The sequence below is a fragment of the Shewanella subflava genome, from assembly GCF_025971955.1.
GTDB lineage: Bacteria > Pseudomonadota > Gammaproteobacteria > Enterobacterales > Shewanellaceae > Shewanella > Shewanella subflava.
Window position 1 is genome coordinate 1 of record NZ_JAPDMX010000028.1, and the last position, 19,023, is coordinate 19,023.

Sequence of the window (19,023 nt, forward strand, 5' to 3'; positions counted from 1 at the left end):
ATCTCTGTTGCAGGCCTTTATACATCAACCAGTAGATCGGTCAACCGATCTAAAAAGTGCTTATCTGATCGGCATTACAGCTTTCGCTGGGTTTATTCCACGGACACAACCTACGTAAAAGATAGTCACTACATACATTAGACCGATGTTTTATCCACTAACGTCCCAGCTTAGTCATCCATTAGTCAAGAGGGATAACCAAGTAGTAAGGGTGTCCGCTCACCTCTATAGGTATGCGTAGAGTTTAATCATAAATACTCAACAAAGTCAATAATATATAGGCAGATGTGGACATTTTACAGCGTACCACTGAAATATCTGCTTTGTTATATTTTTACTTTCTGTTTCTGGTGTTTTCTTTAGGTCCTATATTAAATTTCGATTTTTTTCCTTTCCTCGCATTGGCAGCATCTGGAAATAACTCAATCATTCGGTCTATTGATACAGTTAACCAATGTGTCGATTCTAAAAGAGAAAACACTATGTATGAAAGGTCTGTTTGATTATTAACACCAGTGCCCCGACCGTTTGCTTCAATAAATTAGTGGGTCACAGTAAACTTTAACAAGGGAGCTGATAGGCACTGTTAACGAATGGCTTTTTCTTCCCTGAATGGCACACTCGATGAATTTGTTCGAGGCTACCCTATTTTGTCCTTAATTTTTGATACTTTAATCTAATTTATAGTCTTAATTCAATGTTTTAATTAAAGCTGTATTGGGTAAGTCACAACCGCGTTTACACCTGAAATTTTCGCATCTTCGTTGTGACTGTATTTGTGGCAATTATAAAAAGCAAAAAGACTCAATTTGAATTGAGGTCATCGAGAAAAGTCGGTGAGCTTGGCATGTATGCCAAGTTAGCTTTCGTTAGGCCATGGTCACTCTTTGGCATCCCTTCCACCGTGACATTTGTAAATCCATTTACTTCAGATACCTATCGGAAGCGTTAGGGAGATTTTGTATTAGCTGACAATGACCGAAGCGGACTACAAATGAAGTTTAAAGCTGGATCGAACCCCATCGAAAATATGCCCTTTTCAGCATTTTTCGTCTGGGGCGCTGAGGGTTTCCAAAGGGCTTCTTTTGTAAAAAAAGCGTGCGTTTTGCCCCTTTGGTCTGGTGTGGGCGAAGCGCCACGACCTTTGTGGCCGCAGGCCATATTCCAAACCAACTTTCTTATCGAAAATATCATTGGCTATATCGAGGTGAGCCATCCGCTTTTATGTCAGTAATGGTCACAGTATTGTGCTGAATTTTATGTACAATAGGACTTCTTATAAAAAGGAGCTGTTTGTGCTAACTAAAATTTTAGTCACCCTATTGGTCATTATTGCGGCGTTATTTTATTTACGTCACGGTAGAAAAAAGCCCAGTAAAACACAGCAAACCATTGCTTTACAGACACAAAACCCTTTATTTAATAAAGTGATTATTTATGGTGTCATTGCGTTCTCTATGCTGTCTACTGCAGCATTTTGGGGATGGAGTTGGTTTGATGATAATCGTATTGTTACGGTGCAAATAAGTTCGCCCATTGAGGCGATGTCAACCCAATACCAAGTTCGTAAAAAAGATATCCACGCAAGAAAAATAACCACAGTGGACGGCATTGAAATACGTTTATCAAATCAAGAGCGGGTCACTATCTCATCCCATAGCGATAAATAGGAATTATATCGGTCAGTTTCAAGGCCGTTAAGCTTACAGTGTTGCATAAAAATGGAGGCCTAGTGCCTCCAATTTTATTTATCTATTGCGATTCAATGCGTGAATCAACTTTGCTTACTCTTTCAACTTAAGCTTTAGCCTTGCATTGGCATAAGGGTCAACCTTTGGCTTTGCCGCCGTGTCGCCAGTTTGCGCTTTCTGCGGCTTAGCGTTGGCTTTGTTCACTTTATTGTCAGAGGCTTTAGTCTCAGTCGATTTTGGCGTTTGTGCTCGATTAGCAAACTTAGGGCCTAAATCAACTAATGGCTTTTTACGTCTTGGTGGGCGGCTTTTTGTGGCAGCACCTTCAGTGGCGGTATGGCCATTTTGGCTTTTTTGCTCACCATGATTGCTTCTTCTTTGGTGGATTTTATTATCCTGTCCAGAGGTTGAGCTTTTGGTGCGAGAATGGGTTGAACGGCCTGCCGATTTTTTGGGTGCGCCAGCACTCAGTAGGGTGTCAGCCAGATTAAAGTTGGCCTCAAACCCTGGCAATACATTGCGGGTGATCTGACGTTTAATCAGCTTTTCAATTTCACGCAATAATTTGCCTTCTTCTTCGCTGACTAACGAAACGGCCTGACCCGATGCTCCAGCACGACCGGTACGGCCAATGCGGTGCACATAGTCTTCAGGCACTTGAGGAAGATCAAAGTTAACCACAAACGGCAGTTGGTCGATATCAATACCGCGTGCGGCAATATCGGTGGCAACCATCACTTGTGCTGCGCCACGTTTAAAGTCGGCTAACGCTTTGGTGCGCGCGGTTTGACTTTTATTACCGTGAATAGCCACGGCTGAAATGCCAGCGGCTTCTAAACTTTTGGCTAAACGATTCGCGCCATGTTTGGTACGAGAAAAAACCAATACCTGATGCCAGTCATTGATTTTTATCAGCTCAATCAATGCCGCTGATTTACGGGTTTTATCTAATGCATAGATGCTTTGTTCAACACTATTGGCTGTACTGTTTCTTGGTGTGACCGATATCTCGACAGGGTTGTTGACCAGCCCCTTGGCTAATTCACGGATTTCATCTGAAAAGGTCGCCGAAAACATCAAGTTTTGTCTTTTTGTGGGTAAAAAAGACAGAATTTTACGAATGTCGCGAATAAAGCCCATATCCAACATGCGATCGGCTTCATCGAGTACTAAGATCTCAAGGTGATCAAAGTTAATGGCACGCTGCTGATATAAATCCAATAAGCGCCCGGGCGTGGCAACCAGAATATCCACACCATTTTTTAATGCAGCAAGTTGAGGCTGAATAGACACGCCACCGAATACCACGGCAGACTTAAGCGGTAAATGTTTACCGTAAGTGGCCACGCTTTCTTGTACTTGTGCTGCAAGTTCACGGGTGGGCGTTAATACCAAAGTACGTACATAACCGCGTTTAGCTGGAGCACCTTGAGATAATAATTCGAGGATTGGTAGGGTAAATCCCGCTGTTTTACCTGTGCCTGTTTGCGCGGCAGCCATCACGTCTTGACGCTTTAACACTGCAGGAATGGCTTGGGCTTGAATAGGGGATGGGGTGTCGTAACCTTGTTTGGCAACTGCTTTTAAAATTGCAGCACTTAGTCCTAGGTTTTCAAAACTCATAGATTACATCTCAATTAACAACCTAAGTTGTTAAATATATTAAAGGTGGCCAATATCGGCGGGCGTGCATCTTACCTGAAAAGCCCTAGCAGTGCTATCAAAACACATTGTAACAAAGGGTGAAAAAGTGTTAATCATCAGTGCGAAATGGTGCAATATTGCATACAATGAATTACTTGGTGCATTTTACAACCTAGATGTTGTGAGGTGATTTTTAATTATTGCGCATTCACTTTGGTTTATTTCGCGTTTATTTTAATCCTATTTTCTATTAAGGCATCAATGACTTCAAAATTAGCGGCACTCACCCATATTGAAAAGATCGCCTTAGGGCTTCGCGATCCTGCCCATGCGTTAATTAAAAATGTGCTGTTAATGTCAAATATTTCTACCCACACCTTACAAGTGGCCATGCGCCAATTAACCCAGCATGGGCGGGTAGCATTGCATTTTCACCCCGATAGATTAGACAGTCGCGGCTTAAAAGTGGTTGATGGCTTGATCAAAGATGGTCACTACAAAAGTCAGTTTGAGACCCATATTTCCAACGGCCAACTGTCGCCTGAGTTAGGCGGCCCACGAGACCATTGGGAAAACCAGTTATTTGGCCAATGTTATTCAGGTATTAAGCATCGTCCTAAGTATGGCGCTTTAGATTTAGGACTATGTGCTTTGGGCCCTGCACCTCGTTTTGGCAGTTGTTACTTTGTAACCCGTCCTCAAATATTGTCTCGTTGCACTTTTAGTTACATGGACTCTTACCGTTTACCGAAAGAGAAAGGCACCATCAACTGTTTTGATGGTGTTTTGGCGGCCTTATTAAGTGAAAGTTTTGAGCGCCATTACGCCTTGGGGATCACAGGGCTTAAACCGACCTTATTGATCGATCATTTAGTGGCAGACTTAACCGATTCGCTGGAAGGGCGATTCAAGCGACAGCCTAGCTGTAACCTAGACCATTATATTGAAGCTCAAATTCATGGTGAAGTGTCGTTAGATGATGACATCGATATGCTGGTGGCCGACCCCAGCTTTAAACAAACTCAGGTAGGTGAATCGTTACAAGCTTTATGCGATGAGTATGATATCCAATTAGCTTGGCACGGGGGCTATCAACTTGCTCTTGATGACGTGCCGAGTGATTTTCGCGGCGCAAATATGCCCAATGTGGCGCGTGCCGTTGCTCAAGAACAGCTGATCAATGCCGCCATTATTGGCGAGGCAGCATATGCCTTGTGCAAACAACCTACCAGTTGGAGCGAACGCTCCAGCCATGCTAAAAAAATTCAAGATTTAAAATTGCTCTGGCACGTACTGGTAAAATACGGCGCTATCCCCTTAGATTGATTAAGGTTACTTATCATAAACTGTGCGGCAGTTAACATTATTAATTGATCAACTGTATTAGATAGGCCACTACTGCGATACTGCCTGTTAACACGCTACCTTCTCTTGTTAATAATCTATTTTCATTGCTGTCATTCATTTGCCCTTTTAAGGTTTGGCATCAAGAAATGTTGTTGGAGTTTCATGGATAAGTCGTTAGAAAAGTCATTAGCAAAGTGGCTTAAGTCGCAACAATCTGCATGTGGTATTTACCTAAAACTCGCCATTGTATGTGGTTTACTTAACGGTGCTGCCATCATTGGCCAAGCCTACTGCATTGCCCAAATTTTACAGGGCGTGATTATGGCCAAGCTTCCTGTTGATCAACTAACCTCCTATTTTATCGGTTTAGGCGCCTTACTCATCATTCGGGCGGCTTTAGCGTATGGACGAGAACAATGTAGCTTTGAGGCCAGCAAGCGCTTAAGACAAGATATTAGGCAAGCTGTGTTAAATAAGTTAGTCGCATTAGGCCCTGCTTTCATTAAGGGCAAGCCAGCCGGTGCCTGGGCCAGTATCGTGCTTGAACAAGTTGAAGACTTACATGACTTTTACAGTAAGTATGTGCCACAAATGATGTTAGCGGCATTTATTCCGCTGTGTATTTTAGTGGTGGTATTCCCGTTAAATTGGGCTGCGGGTTTAGTGTTATTAGGCACGGCACCGTTAATTCCAATGTTTATGATTTTAGTGGGAATGGGGGCTGCCGATGCTAACCGTAAAAACTTTACCGCCTTAAGCCGCTTAAGTGGTCACTTTATGGATCGCTTGCAGGGGTTAAGTACCATAAAGTTATTTCACCGTGGCGAAGCGGAAGTGAGTCAAATTCATCAGGCATCAGAAGACTTTAGAAGCCGCACTATGTCGGTTTTACGCTTAGCTTTTTTAAGTTCAGCCGTATTAGAGTTTTTTGCCGCGTTATCCATTGCGGTACTGGCAGTTTATTTCGGCTTTAGTTATCTAGACCATCTGGATTTTGGTCATTATGACTTAGGGATCAGTTTATTTACCGGCATGTTCGTGTTGATTTTAGCGCCTGAATTTTACCAACCCCTAAGAGATTTAGGCACCCATTACCATGCTAAAGCACAAGCCATTGGTGCGGCTGAGTCATTAGTTGAATTACTTGATTTTCCGTTAACCCATAGTGCTGCACAATCTGGAAATGAGATGATTGATCTTAGTCAGGTTGATATTGTAGCCAATCATTTACAGGTAATGAGTGTCGATGGGCAGTGTTTGCTTGGTCCAGTGTCATTTAGCATTAAGGCTGGACAGCATGTTGCGGTTGTTGGTGCAAGCGGCGCAGGTAAAACCAGCCTGTTGCAGGCATTGTTAGGTTTTTTACCTTACAAGGGAGAATTGTTAATTAATGGCAAACCCTTTAACGCTATCAGCATGGCGCATTGGCGTAAGCATCTTGCTTGGCTTGGTCAAGACCCACAGCTATTTCATGGCACGATTGCTGAAAATGTCGCTTTAGGCAGGCCTAACTTGAGTGAGTCCGCTATCATGGATTTACTTGAAAAAGCGCAAGTTGCCGATTTTGTGCAGCAACATCCCCAAGGGTTACACTCGATGATTAGCGATCAGTCATCTGGGGTGTCAGTAGGGCAAGCCCAACGGATTGCGCTGGCCAGAGCGTTAAGTCAACAAGCCAGTGTCTTTGTGCTGGATGAACCGACCGCCAGTTTAGATGAGCAAAGTGCCAAGGCAGTAATGGAGGCGTTATCGCAAGCCATTACCGATAACACCGCGATTATGGTAACTCATAAACTCGAAGAATTGACCTGTTTTGATAGCATTATTGTGCTTGATAAAGGGAGCGTCATTGAACAGGGGAATTACACCACTTTAATGGCTGCAAAGGGCAAGTTTTATCAGTTGCTACAGCAGGAGGCTAAGGTATGAAAGTCTTGCTCCCATTTCTAAAACTATTTCGTCGTCAATGGTTAATGATGCTAACGGGCTTGCTGCTCAGTTTTATTACCCTGTTGGCTGGGGTTGGATTGTTATCCTTATCGGGTTGGTTTTTATCAGCCACAGCGGTGGCGGGGTTAACGGTACTAACAGCACAAGCATTTAATTTTTTTACCCCAGCAGGTGGCGTGCGATTTCTATCAATAGCACGCACGGCAAGCCGATACGGTGAGCGTTTGGCTACCCATGAGGCAACCTTTAAGCTATTAACGGAATTACGCGTATGGGCGTGGCAAAAGTTATTGCCGCTTAGTGCCGCTAATTTGCAGGGCCTAAGAAAAGGGGATTTATTGAATCGCTTAGTTGCCGATATCGATACCTTAGACCATTTGTATCTACGCTTGCTGATCCCAATCAGCGCCTCATTATTAATGATAGTTGCGCTATACGCATTTATTGCCTGGTTTGACCCTGGTTTAGCGTTAACCCTGTGTGGTTTTTTGCTGGTGGTTTTATTGGTATTACCGACTGTCTTTTATCGATTAGGTAAAGCGCCGGGTCAGGCACTGATTGAAACAAAGCAAAAGCTGAGGGTGCATTTACTTGATGTGATCCAAGGCCAGGCTGAGTTAAGTTTATTTGCAGCCAATCAAGACTACTTAGCCAGAATATATCAACAGCAACAGCGTTTTTTTAGCAGCCAATTGACCATGGCGAAAATTACTGGATTAAGTCAGGCCATCTTAATTCTAACCAATGGTTTTGCGGTATTGTTGATGTTATATGTTGCCGCTAAAGGAGTCGGTGACGCCGTACCACCAGGCCCCTTATTTGCGATGGTCGTGTTTGCGACTATGGCTTGCTTAGAAATGATGATGCCCGTTGCAGGCGCGTTTCAGCATTTATCGAGCACAGTGTTAGCCGCCCAGCGTGTGAGTGCGTTGACTGAGCAGGCTCCAGCGGTGCAGTTTGTTAGCAATGGGAATTTGATTGCCCAAACAGGCGCATTAGATATCAGTAATTTACATTTTAGCTACCAACAAAATCAGCCAATATTACAAGGGGTCAATCTTACATTAGCCGCGGGAGAAAAAGTGGCTATTTTAGGCAAAACAGGCTGCGGTAAATCTAGCTTGTTGAATATGATCACTCGAGAGTGGCAATCAGAATCAGGGTCCATACTGTTAGATGGTCAGCCTATTGCCGATTACAGTGAAGCGAATCTGCGCGCGGCAATGTCGGTTGTCAGCCAGCGAGTGCACCTATTTAGTGGTACGTTACGCGACAATTTAGTGTTGGCATTGCCTTATATCGCCAATGAAAAACGTACTGCACACGATGACAAACTACAACAGGTGCTGCACCAAGTTGGTTTAGGTCATTTGTTAGTCGGCGAAAAGCCATTAAACATGTGGATGGGTGAGGGCGGCAGGCAGTTATCCGGCGGCGAGCAACGGCGTATTGGGGTGGCCAGAGCATTGCTTCGTGATGCGCCATTACTCTTACTGGATGAACCCACTGAAGGCCTAGATAAGCATACTGAACGCGAGATCCTCGCCACGTTATTTGCATTTGCTGAGCATAAAACCGTGTTGATGATAAGCCACCGCACCACAGCGCTCAATCAAATGGATGGCTGTTATCAACTTATTGATGGTAAGTTACAACGCTTTAATTGTGCCTTGTTAACATCAACCGCCTAATTCCTTAATTTACGGGATTAGGCGAGGCTATTTTACCGTCTAAGGTGAATATTGTTTTTGTAGTAAAAATGACATTTTTTTGTATTCTTAAGTCCCACAAGTGATCTGTTTCACAATAGTCGCCAATTATCATGTTTTAAAATTACACAATACCTCGTTAGTGTGATCTGGGTTCGTACATTAGCATTAGCAAAGATTTAAAATTACTCATCGAATTTTTCTTGATGGTGATACTAATGGCAGGTGTTTCAAACCAAATAATAACCATTAAACGCGGCTTAGATGTGCCGATTGCTGGTGAACCTATCCAGCAAGTGTTTGACGGTGAAAAAGCCACGACCGTAGCGTTATTAGGTGAAGAATATGTAGGCCTAAAACCTACCATGTTGGTTGAGGAAGGTGATCATGTCATCAAAGGCCAAGCGCTTTTTGAAGATAAGAAAACCCCTGGGATCAAATTTACCGCGCCAGCTAGTGGCAAAGTCAGCGCAATTCAACGCGGTGAAAAGCGTGTGTTGCAAGCTGTAGTGATTGAATGCGACCAAGTACAGCAAGCTAAAAGCTTTAGTCGCTATGATGACTTAGGCCAACTTTCTCGTCAGCAAGTGGTTGATAATTTAGTCGACAGTGGCCTATGGACCGCATTACGTACTCGTCCATTTTCTCGTGTTCCTCAGTTAGACAGTCAGCCAGCGGGCATATTTGTCACCGCAATTGACACCAATCCACTTGCGGCAAATCCTCGGGTGATTATTGCTGAGCAAACTCAGGCATTTGAAGCAGGGTTGCAAGTGCTGAGTTATTTAACGGAAGGTCAGGTTTTTCTGTGTCAGGACGATCAGGCATCTTTGCTCAGTGCAGAAGCTGCCACCAAGTTAAAACAGGTTTCTGTTCAGCGCTTTAATGGCGTTCACCCAGCGGGATTAGTGGGCACCCATATTCATTTCTTATTACCCGCAAGTGTTGAACGTCCGGTGTGGCATTTGGGCTACCAAGATGTTATTGCCTACGGCAAATTATTTTTGACTGGCGAATTATATACCGATCGCGTGGTGGCTTTTTCAGGTCCTAATGTGCTTGAGCCGCGTTTAGTACGGACGCAATTAGGCGCGCAGTTAACGCCTATCGTGACAGGTAAAATCAAAGACATCCACTCTAGAGTCGTCTCTGGCAGTGTGCTAAACGGTCATACCGCAGCGGGTGTTTATGATTATTTAGGACGTTTCCATAATCAAATTTGTGTGCTGTCTGAAGATGACAAACACGAGTTGTTACCTTGGGTGCGCAAGGATAAAAATAAGTTCAGCCTAACAGGCATTATGATGTCGGGCTTTAGCCGCACTAAAAAATTATTCGATTTCACCACCCATGCTGGTGGCTCTCCGCGCGCAATGATGGCATTTGGTCAATTAGCACGGGTTATGCCGCTGGATATTTTACCTACCTTACTTATTCGTGACCTTGTGGTTCGTGATACCGATGAAGCTCAGCTACTTGGTGCACTGGAATTAGATGAGGAAGATCTTGCGCTATGCACCTTTGTTTGTCCCGGAAAGTATGATTTTGGTAAAGAATTACGTGCTTGCCTAGATATTATCGAGAGGGAAGGTTAATGAGTAAGCCTATTAAAAAACCGTCTACCCAAGACAAGTATTATGAGCACGGCGATTCGATGCGCAAATACTTGCGTTCATTATGGATTGCCCATGGTCGCAGCACCAAGGGACAAGTTCATGTCAGGGATGCGATTGATGTAAAACGTACTATGCATATTGTGGGTATGTGTTTATTACCTGCGGTTTTCTTTGGTATGTACAACATTGGTTTGCAGGCCCAACAGGCTATTATCGAAGGGGCAACGGCTCCTGCATCATGGCATTTAGCGATTTTTAATATGCTGTTTTCAGGCTTAACGTCTGAGTCTGGTGTTTTAAGCTTATTTGCATACGGTGCCAGCTTTTACGTGCCTTTTTACCTAACTGCCTTACTGGTTAATTTATTTTGGGAAGTAATATTTTCCAGAATGCGTGGTCAGGAGTTGCATGAAGGCTTCTTTATTACAGCGTTATTATTTTCGCTGATTTTACCGGTATCGACACCGTTGTGGATCATGGCGTTAGGCATTAGTTTTGGCGTGATTGTGGCCAAAGAAATGTTCGGCGGTATGGGATACAACTTCCTAAACCCCGCTTTAGCCGGATATGCATTTATCTATTTTGCCTACCCAACAGAAGTGGCGGCGATCAGCCAGTTTGTTGCGGTCGACGGGTATTCAGGTGCAACCACCTTAGGCTTGGCCGCGGCAAATAAAATCAGTTTTGCTGATGTGAGCTGGATTAGCGCATTAAGTGATCCATTATGGTGGGATAACTTCTTTGGATTTACCGTTGGTTCAATCGGTGAAACCAGCACGTTAGCGATTTTAATCGGTGGTGGCATTTTACTGATGACCCGCGTGGCCGATTGGCGTGTGGTAGCGGGTGTGATGTTAGGCATGATAGCCACGGCTATTTTGTTCAATCTATTTGGCCCAGCTAAAAATGCGATGGCAACCATGCCCTGGACCTGGCATTTGGTCACGGGTGGCTTTGCGATGGGGATGATGTTTATGGCAACAGACCCTGTCACCGCCTCTTATACCCGCAATGCTAAATATGCTTATGGGGCATTGATTGGCTTTATGACGGTATTGATTCGAGTGCTTAACGTCAAGCTGCCAGAAGGCATTATGTTAGCCATTTTATTTGCCAATTTATGGGCACCGTTATTCGATTATCTGGTGGCGAGAGCCAACATCAAGCGGAGACTAAAACGCCATGGCCTTTAAAAAAGATTCAGTAGTGGGAACCATGGTTTTCATTATCAGCCTGAGTTTAGTGTGTTCTTTCATGATCACTGGCACCGCCGAAATTTTGAAAGAAAGAAAACTGGTTAAAAAGCGCGATGAAGTGCAACAGTTTGTGCTAAAAGCGGCCGGTATAGAAAGCAATTCAGGTGATTTTCGTGAATTATTTGCCAGCCGAGTTCAACCTAAACTTGTTGATTTAGAAAGCGGCCAGTTCATTGAGCAAGAGAACATTTTAGACTTTGATGGTCGCATGGCGGCAATTAATCCTGAAACCTCACGCAAACCGAAAAAGGACATTGCCAAAATTAAGAGCCGTGCTGATCAGGTACGTATTTTTGAAGTGTTTGATGACCAAGGTCAGCTAAGCAGTATTGTGATGCCTATTTATGGTAAAGGTTTGTGGTCAATGATTTATGGCTACTTAGCGGTCGAGCCTGATTTAAACACCATTAAGAATATTGTGTTTTATGAACACGGTGAAACCCCAGGTATCGCAGATTTTGTGACCGATCCGCAGTGGAATGCATTGTGGCAAGGTAAAAAACTCTTTGATGAAAAAGGCAAAATTGCCATCAAAGTGGTTAAAGGCGGTGCCAAAGCAGGTGATATACACGGGGTTGATGGCGTTTCTGGCGCCACTCGAACGGGTGTCGGTATTCAAAAAGCGGTTGAGTTCTGGTTTGGTGTTGAAGGTTATCAAAACTTTTTACACACATTTGCCAAAACGGAGGTGAAGTAAATGAGTCGGTCAACTTCTACAAAAGACATACTAACTTCGCCAATTTTTGCGAATAACCCTGTTGCTATGCAGGTGTTGGGGGTGTGTTCAGCACTTGCGGTCAGTAACTCAATGCAAACCGCATTAGTGATGACCCTTGCGGTAACATTTGTGTTGGTATTTTCTAATTTGATTATTTCAACCATCCGCAACTTCATTCCAAACAGTGTGCGTATTATCGCGCAAATGACGGTGATAGCCTCTTTGGTGATTATCGTCGATATGGTGTTACAAGATGTGGCGTATGAGCTGTCAAAACAGCTATCTGTTTTTGTCAGCTTGATTATCACAAACTGTATCATTATGGGGCGCGCAGAAGCCTTTGCAATGAAATACCCGCCGCATCTTGCATTGGTTGATGCCGTGGGTAATGCCATGGGCTATGGCGTTATTCTACTTGGGGTTGCCTTTGTACGTGAGCTATTAGGCAGAGGCTCACTCTTTGGCCATGAGATATTTACCACCGTAGCGAATGATGGTTGGTATTTACCGAATGAAATGTTCACTTTACCACCGAGCGCTTTCTTTTTGATTGGTGTGATGATTTGGGCCATTAATGTTGTTCAGCGTAAGCGAGGATAAGCATGGAACACTATATTAATCTCTTTATCCAAGCCGCTTTTATAGACAACATGGCGCTGTCATTTTTCTTGGGTATGTGTACGTTTTTAGCGGTATCAAAAAAGGTTTCCACCTCTTTTGGTCTTGGTATCGCGGTGATCGTGGTCATGATGTTAGCGGTGCCAATTAACCAGCTCATTTATGTTAATGTGCTAGCGCCTGGTGCGCTGGCGTGGGCTGGAATGGCTGATCTTAATATTAGCTACTTACAGTTAATTACCTTCATCGGCGTTATCGCGGCATTAGTGCAAATTTTAGAGATGTTTTTAGAAAGATACATCCCAAGTTTGTACCAGAGCCTAGGTATTTTCTTACCTTTATTAACGGTTAACTGTGCCATTTTCGCTGGGGTGATCTTTATGGCTAACCGAGATTACAACTTAGCAGAATCAACCGTGTTTGCCGCGGGCAGTGCAGTGGGTTGGGCAGTGGCAATTGTGTTATTAGCGGGGCTGCGTGAACGCATGAAGTTCAACGCAATTCCAGAAGGCCTGCAAGGTATTGGTATTACCTTTATTACTACAGGTTTGATGGCATTAGGTTTTATGTCTTTCGCTGGCATTACGCTGTAAAGCATTGGGAAACAGCATATGAATTCCTTACAGCAAAATGACAGATTAATGAGAAGGTGCATTTAATGGAAATGGCAATTGGTATTGGCATGTTTACCATAGTAGTAAGCCTGCTAGTGATGGTGATTTTACTCGCCAAAAGTAAATTAGTGAACACAGGTGCGGTGACCATAGGGATTAACGATGATGCGTCAAAGGCGGTTCGCACCCCCGCGGGTGATAAACTGCTGGGCGCCTTAGCGGGTAATAATATCTTTATTCCTTCAGCCTGTGGCGGCGGTGGTACTTGTGGACAGTGTCGTGTGACCGTGAAATCGGGTGGGGGCGATATTCTTGCCACAGAGCTTGAACATATTACTAAGAAAGAAGCCAAAGAAGGTTGTCGTCTTGCTTGTCAGGTTGCAGTGCGTAGCGACATGGAGCTGGAAATTGATGAAGAAATCTTTGGCGTGAAAAAGTGGGAGTGTGAGGTTATATCAAACAATAACCAAGCCACTTTCATTAAAGAGCTACTGCTGAAAGTGCCAGAAGGTGAAGAGGTGCTGTTTAAGGCGGGAGGGTATATTCAAATTGAAGCACCAGCGCATGAAGTTCGCTACGCTGATTTTGATATTCCTGCTGAGTACCGCGACGACTGGGAAAAATACGATTTATTCAAACTGGTATCAAAGGTTGATGAAGACGTATTACGTGCTTATTCAATGGCAAACTATCCGGATGAAAAAGGTCGGATTATGCTTAACGTGCGTATTGCGACGCCGCCATCGGATGATTTACCCCCAGGCAAAATGTCATCGTATATCTTTAATTTAAAAGCTGGCGACAAGGTGATTATTTCAGGCCCATTCGGTGAGTTTTTTGTCAAAGAAACCGATGCCGAAATGGTGTTTGTCGGTGGTGGTGCGGGGATGGCTCCCATGCGTTCACACATTTTTAATCAGCTAAAACGGGTTAAAACCAAGCGTAAAATGACCTTCTGGTATGGTGCTCGTTCAAAGCGTGAAATTTTCTATCAAGACGATTTTGATGCACTTGCGGCTGAAAATGATAATTTTGAGTGGCATGTTGCCTTGTCTGATCCCTTACCTGAAGATAATTGGACTGGCTATACGGGCTTTATTCATAATGTGTTGTATGAGAACTACCTTAAAAACCATAAGTCACCAGAAGACTGTGAGTTTTATATGTGTGGCCCTCCAATCATGAACTCATCGGTGATTGGGTTATTAGAAAGCCTAGGTGTTGAGTCAGAAAATATTCTGCTTGATGACTTTGGTGACTAGGACCTATTACATCGTATAAATTAAATCGTATAAAAAGGGAAAGCAAAGCTTTCCCTTTTTATATGTGGTTTGATTTGATGCGGTGTTAAAGTGGCCGAGGCAATAGCTTCTGAGTGTTAACCTAGGCGTTTAGAGAAATCTAAGTAACGCATCACTTCACCTTCGGGGAAGGTTAATTCGTCGCCATTTTGGTAGCTGGACAATAGGTTTTCTCTGGCGTAACGCTTAATGGTGGTTGGGCTTTTATCTAGAATTTGACACACTTCTTCAAGGGTCAGTAATTTATCGCTCATTGTGTTCTCCGACAGTCAATATTACTCGGTGTTGGTTTTTTATTAGTATAGACAATCTGCAAAAGAGCGTTAAAAAATGCCTTATTGATGTAAGGTTTTATTATCAATAATGGTTAAGGGAGGCTTTTCTTTTTGCGCATAATCATACATCGCTTTAGCCACGTCAGTGGCATGAATGGGTTTAAACTTCAGTAACGGGCCGATAAAAAATAAAGAAGTAAACGCAAATAGCCATTGGCCAATTTGTTCTGCAGGACGGCTATCTTCTCGTTTACCTATCAATAAACTCGGCTGAAAAATCTGTAGATGGGGCAATTGTAATTGTGTTAATTGTTGCTCCATTTCACCTTTAACTCGATTATAAAATACACTGGATCGAGGGTTGGCATCTAAGGCGCTGATCACTTGAAAAACCAGCTTGGGGTGATGTTGTTTATGAAGTAACCTGGCAAAGGCCAGCACGCCCAACTTATCGACTTCAATAAAAGCTTGTTGGCTTCCCGCTTGCTTAATGGTGGTGCCTAGGCAACAAAAGGCATGGTCGACGGTTTCTGGCAGTGTAATTTCATGCAGTTCATCTAACTGGCATGCAATATAACGAAGTTTTTCCTCGCCCCAATGATGTGCGGCTAACTGGGGTTTAGATCGTCCCAGCACGTAGACTTTTTGATAAAGGTCGCTGTCCAATAATAACTCGAGTAATGATTTTCCTACTAACCCTGTTGCGCCAATGATCGCAGCTATCATTCTGTTAAATCCTTATAAAACACACTTACTTAACTCTATATAGCTAATGAATTAGTTGCAATCAATGGATTGAAAGAAGTGGATTTTCTTTTTATTGCTGATCTATGGCATAGTATTTCTTAGATAAAACCTTTGCCTTTTTCAAGGACCGACAATGTCAGATGAACACATTCCGCTAAACGATTTTATTGAATATTCCCAAGATGAAATGTTAGCGAGGGCGCAGAATAATTACCAACAAGTCAAGCGCCGCCATTCGATCCGTAAGTTTTCAGATCGCCCCGTTCCCCAAGCGATTATTGAACAATGCATTTTGGCCGCGGGTACTGCGCCTAATGGGGCTAATCATCAGCCATGGCATTTTGTTGCCATTAAAAGCCCTGAGATAAAAGCGCAAATTCGTGAGCAGGCAGAAGCACTCGAGCAGGCTTTTTATGCAGGGCGAGCGGGTGAAGAGTGGCTAAATGCGCTAAAACCGTTAGGCACCAATGCCAGTAAGCCCTATCTAGAACATGCGCCTTGGTTAATTGCTATTTTTAGCCAAAAACGTAAAGAAGAACAGGGTGAGCAAAAAACCAATTATTATGTACATGAATCCGTGGGGATCGCCACGGGTTTTTTAATTCAAGCGTTACACCATGCTGGTCTTGCTACCTTAACCCATACCCCAAAACCTATGAGTTTTTTATCCAAAATCTGTGGTCGAGATAATGATAATGAGCGGCCATATATGTTGATTATTGCAGGGTATCCCGCTGATGATGCGACAGTGCCTTTACATGCCTTGGATAAAAAACCACTGAATGAGATTTGTGAGTTTATTTAACTTCAACTTGGGTTAGAAGATGAATAAACAATCTTCACATAACCTATTTTGAAATGATCGGCCTATAGAGAAGCGCGCTGTTATAGCGCTTTTTTTATGCTGTGTTTTTTCAAGAGGGTTAATAGCTCTGCAAGGCTTTTAACAATAACATCCGCTAAGTGTTGGTAGTGAGTATCATGGCCATGATTAATGAAGCAGGCAATCATGCCAGCGTTATTTGCCGCTTGAATATCATATAAATAATCACCAACATAGAGGAGGTTTTTGGGGGGGATTTGCCACATTTCTGCAATGGCGTTTAATGCATCTGGCGCCGGTTTTGCGGGGTAGCATTCGCGTGTGAGTACAATATCAATATTGATATTGTTTTGCTTTAATTTCATTTCACTGGCGGTTTTACTGTTGCGGGTGACAATTGCACAGGGTAAATTTTGACGATGGATGTAGTTTAATAACTCACCCATACCATTAAGTGCTTTTGCTGTGTTGGCATCTCGATTTTCATGCTCAAGCACAATGTCATTCGCTTGCTGCTGAGCGACCGAGCAAGTGAGTTGGTCTATAAAGGTTAATAAATCTTGATCGGCAGGGCAGCCTATTTGTTGCTTGATAAGGGCAAAGTCTAAGCTGGACTCGACTAATGTGCCGTCTAGATCAAAAATGATACCGTGGATCATAGCGTCAATTAACCTTATTTTTCAAATGCGATAGTATGTAAATCAATACTAAAACTGCCCTGTTGTTTGTCTGCTATCAAAATGCCCACTTTTTCTACTTTGGCAAAATCCAGTGCAGGACCATTTTGAATGGTGCGTCCACGAAAGCCAATATGGAAATCATCAACCGTGAAAATATGTTCGCTTATTTCACCTTCCAGTGTAGTAAATTCCGCGATAAATGCTTCACCAAATTGTAATGCTGCGGTTTTTAATCTGAGTTGATAGCGTTTACCATCTCCTTTAACCCGCAATGTGCAGCGGTTGGCTGCATGGATTTGATTTATTACACTAAACTGAGTTGAAGCGAAGCCACCGTTATTATCAAGTGACACTAAACCGGTAAATGTAATCGCGTCATTATTGATACTGACTCGGCTTGAAGATAGGCCGCCCATCACAGTATCGTTATTAATTTGGATCTGACGTAAATCGAAGTCTCTAGCAAAATTCAATTTCATGGTTTCCTCATTCGATAAGTTTGCCGCTAATACTGTGTGGCAGGAGAGGCAAAAAATACAGGCACTGATAAACTTTATCATGGTTGTCCCCATTAAAAAAAAGGCTTATCCGGGTCAGAGATAAGCCTAAAGGGTTTCACAGAGAAAAATAGTGGTTCAACAAATTACATTACGGTGAAGTCATCTAAAAGGATCACACTAAATGGTGCGCCGCCGCCAACATTGTCAACCGCCGCTACACCATATACACCTGAAGCATCTAAGGTGACTTCTAGTGGGCCTATGGCTACATCCTTAGTATTTGCAACTGTAACGTTAATTGTATAAGTACCTGGTGTCACGCTGATGCTGCCTGATGATGCTTTAAATGGTACATCTTCAAGGGCAGGCGTTGCTTCGCTAATATCTGCGGTTGCAGTGAGGTAAATATCCACTTCAGGTGCAGAGTAAGCAGCATGAGTTACGGTCAGTTTGGCTTCAGTTGCAACACGTCGAGTGTTGTCCATTAATACCAGTGGCTCAATCATGTTATTTGACAGTGAACCTACCGCTAGTGCGCTGTAGCTCATCCCTAAGGTTAAATCGACAGCAGCCTCATCAATCACAACCACGCTATTGTCGGCATCCGCTGCAACAGTGACTGTGTGTGGGCCTTCTGGCACATTGACATATCCAGCAATTTCTCCAAATGCCAACATATCTACGGCCGCTGTTGTACTTCCATCAAGGAAAACATCTACAGCAGGTGCATCTGCTACCGCATGAACCACACGTAAATCAGCACCGCTGTTGGCGTCATTTAATATCACCTGTCCCTCAGGCAATGCAATATGAAGGGCAACAGGTGATGCTCCTGACCAGGTGTTTGGGATCGCGCTGATGAAGTAGTCTTGCATGTCAGTTAAAGACACTGTACCAGAATCGTACACAACGTCTTTTGCTCCAGCCGCGGTGATACGGATTTGGTAATCACCTGCAGCGACTTCAAGTTGTGGGCTGGCATCCATATAATCGGCAGAAAGTGTTGCAGACATTGAGCTGATATCATCGCCAGGGGCGGTAACATATACATCAACTAAGCCAACCGATGGAGTAGCATGCAGTACTTGCACTCTTGCATATCCACTGGCGATATCCGCCATTGGATTCTCTATCAACTTCAACATTAAGCTATTGTCAGCAACACTGCCTAATGCGACAGCGGTATATTCCATTTTATCTTCAGCGACTAACTGTGCTTCTAGTACAGTAGCAGTTGAGCCATCGGCTAAAATGGCATCAACATCGATATCAAAGGTGGCTGAGTTGACTTCAAGCAGACCACTGGACACGGCGTAGTCAACATCGGCAAGTAACTCTGCACCATTAGCCATAACGTTAACCATGGGGGCATCACTTCCGGCGTGGATGACACGCACGTGTGAAAGCTCTACTGGCGCAGGTGTGGGAGTGACTTGTTGAACTACATCATCATCGTCAGAACAAGCGGTTAAACCAATCATTGATACGCATAACGCAAAGGGATAAATCCGTTTCATTTCAGTAATTCCTCGTA

Annotated in this window: 18 protein-coding genes; 12 read left to right on the forward strand and 6 right to left on the reverse strand. The window is 43.5% G+C overall.

Features of this window, described 5'->3' with window-relative positions:
- The first annotated feature begins 994 nt into the window (after positions 1-994).
- Positions 995-1,234 carry a hypothetical protein gene (locus OHT75_RS11690; RefSeq protein ID WP_264726813.1) on the forward strand — a complete coding sequence of 80 codons (240 nt, stop codon included), beginning with the start codon at positions 995-997 and terminating at the stop codon, positions 1,232-1,234.
- Positions 1,235-1,295: 61 nt separating this feature from the next.
- Positions 1,296-1,670 (forward strand): hypothetical protein, encoded by a 375-nt coding sequence (locus OHT75_RS11695; RefSeq protein ID WP_264726815.1) that lies wholly within the window; start codon positions 1,296-1,298, stop codon positions 1,668-1,670.
- Positions 1,671-1,784: 114 nt separating this feature from the next.
- Here OHT75_RS11695 and OHT75_RS11700 read toward each other — a convergent pair whose 3' ends face one another.
- Entirely contained in the window at positions 1,785-3,314 is a 1,530-nt protein-coding gene (locus OHT75_RS11700; protein ID WP_264726834.1) for a DEAD/DEAH box helicase, read from the reverse strand.
- Positions 3,315-3,596: 282 nt separating this feature from the next.
- Between OHT75_RS11700 and OHT75_RS11705 the strand changes: the two genes are divergently transcribed.
- The 9 genes from OHT75_RS11705 to nqrF all read left to right on the forward strand — a co-directional run bounded on the left by OHT75_RS11705 (position 3,597) and on the right by nqrF (position 14,425).
- Positions 3,597-4,661, forward strand: coding sequence for a DUF3626 domain-containing protein (locus OHT75_RS11705; RefSeq protein ID WP_264726836.1), 1,065 nt, complete (start codon positions 3,597-3,599; stop codon positions 4,659-4,661).
- A 183-nt stretch (positions 4,662-4,844) separates the two neighbouring features.
- Positions 4,845-6,611 (forward strand): heme ABC transporter permease/ATP-binding protein CydD, encoded by a 1,767-nt coding sequence (gene cydD / locus OHT75_RS11710; RefSeq protein ID WP_264726838.1) that lies wholly within the window; start codon positions 4,845-4,847, stop codon positions 6,609-6,611.
- Positions 6,608-8,323, forward strand: a complete 1,716-nt coding sequence (gene cydC, locus OHT75_RS11715) for a heme ABC transporter ATP-binding protein/permease CydC (RefSeq protein WP_264726847.1) — start codon at positions 6,608-6,610, stop codon at positions 8,321-8,323. The genes cydD and cydC overlap by 4 nt, the downstream gene beginning before the upstream one ends.
- Positions 8,324-8,559: 236 nt before the next feature.
- A complete protein-coding gene (locus OHT75_RS11720; protein WP_264726849.1) occupies positions 8,560-9,936 on the forward strand; it encodes a Na(+)-translocating NADH-quinone reductase subunit A in 1,377 nt (458 codons plus the stop codon).
- Positions 9,936-11,150 (forward strand): NADH:ubiquinone reductase (Na(+)-transporting) subunit B, encoded by a 1,215-nt coding sequence (locus OHT75_RS11725; RefSeq protein ID WP_264726851.1) that lies wholly within the window; start codon positions 9,936-9,938, stop codon positions 11,148-11,150. The genes OHT75_RS11720 and OHT75_RS11725 overlap by 1 nt, the downstream gene beginning before the upstream one ends.
- Positions 11,140-11,910, forward strand: a complete 771-nt coding sequence (locus OHT75_RS11730; protein WP_264726853.1) for a Na(+)-translocating NADH-quinone reductase subunit C — start codon at positions 11,140-11,142, stop codon at positions 11,908-11,910. The genes OHT75_RS11725 and OHT75_RS11730 overlap by 11 nt, the downstream gene beginning before the upstream one ends.
- The gene (locus OHT75_RS11735) at positions 11,911-12,531 is read left to right on the forward strand and encodes an NADH:ubiquinone reductase (Na(+)-transporting) subunit D (protein ID WP_261299050.1); all 621 of its coding nucleotides are present in this window, start codon (positions 11,911-11,913) and stop codon (positions 12,529-12,531) included.
- A 2-nt stretch (positions 12,532-12,533) separates the two neighbouring features.
- Positions 12,534-13,142, forward strand: coding sequence for an NADH:ubiquinone reductase (Na(+)-transporting) subunit E (nqrE, locus tag OHT75_RS11740; RefSeq protein WP_264726856.1), 609 nt, complete (start codon positions 12,534-12,536; stop codon positions 13,140-13,142).
- A gap of 65 nt (positions 13,143-13,207) precedes the next feature.
- Entirely contained in the window at positions 13,208-14,425 is a 1,218-nt protein-coding gene (nqrF, locus tag OHT75_RS11745; RefSeq protein ID WP_264726858.1) for an NADH:ubiquinone reductase (Na(+)-transporting) subunit F, read from the forward strand.
- Positions 14,426-14,541: 116 nt separating this feature from the next.
- On the opposite strand, the gene OHT75_RS11750 is transcribed toward nqrF, so the two are convergent.
- Both OHT75_RS11750 and OHT75_RS11755 read right to left on the reverse strand, forming a co-directional pair.
- Positions 14,542-14,718 (reverse strand): helix-turn-helix domain-containing protein, encoded by a 177-nt coding sequence (locus OHT75_RS11750; RefSeq protein WP_264726860.1) that lies wholly within the window; start codon positions 14,716-14,718, stop codon positions 14,542-14,544.
- Positions 14,719-14,799: 81 nt separating this feature from the next.
- Positions 14,800-15,465, reverse strand: a complete 666-nt coding sequence (locus OHT75_RS11755) for an NAD-dependent epimerase/dehydratase family protein (RefSeq protein ID WP_264726862.1) — start codon at positions 15,463-15,465, stop codon at positions 14,800-14,802.
- Positions 15,466-15,619: 154 nt separating this feature from the next.
- Here OHT75_RS11755 and OHT75_RS11760 point away from each other — a divergent pair, with 154 nt between their 5' ends.
- On the forward strand, positions 15,620-16,291 hold the full coding sequence (locus OHT75_RS11760) for a nitroreductase family protein (RefSeq protein WP_264726864.1): 672 nt from the start codon (positions 15,620-15,622) through the stop codon (positions 16,289-16,291).
- 80 nt (positions 16,292-16,371) lie between these two features.
- Here OHT75_RS11760 and OHT75_RS11765 read toward each other — a convergent pair whose 3' ends face one another.
- The 3 genes from OHT75_RS11765 to OHT75_RS11775 form a co-directional block, all read right to left on the reverse strand.
- A complete protein-coding gene (locus OHT75_RS11765) occupies positions 16,372-16,968 on the reverse strand; it encodes an HAD family hydrolase (protein ID WP_264726866.1) in 597 nt (198 codons plus the stop codon).
- A gap of 14 nt (positions 16,969-16,982) precedes the next feature.
- Positions 16,983-17,549, reverse strand: coding sequence for a CIA30 family protein (locus tag OHT75_RS11770; protein ID WP_264726868.1), 567 nt, complete (start codon positions 17,547-17,549; stop codon positions 16,983-16,985).
- Positions 17,550-17,632: 83 nt separating this feature from the next.
- Positions 17,633-19,006: a DUF4397 domain-containing protein gene (locus OHT75_RS11775; protein WP_264726870.1), complete on the reverse strand. Its 1,374-nt coding sequence runs from the start codon at positions 19,004-19,006 to the stop codon at positions 17,633-17,635.
- Between the last annotated feature and the right edge of the window lie 17 nt (positions 19,007-19,023).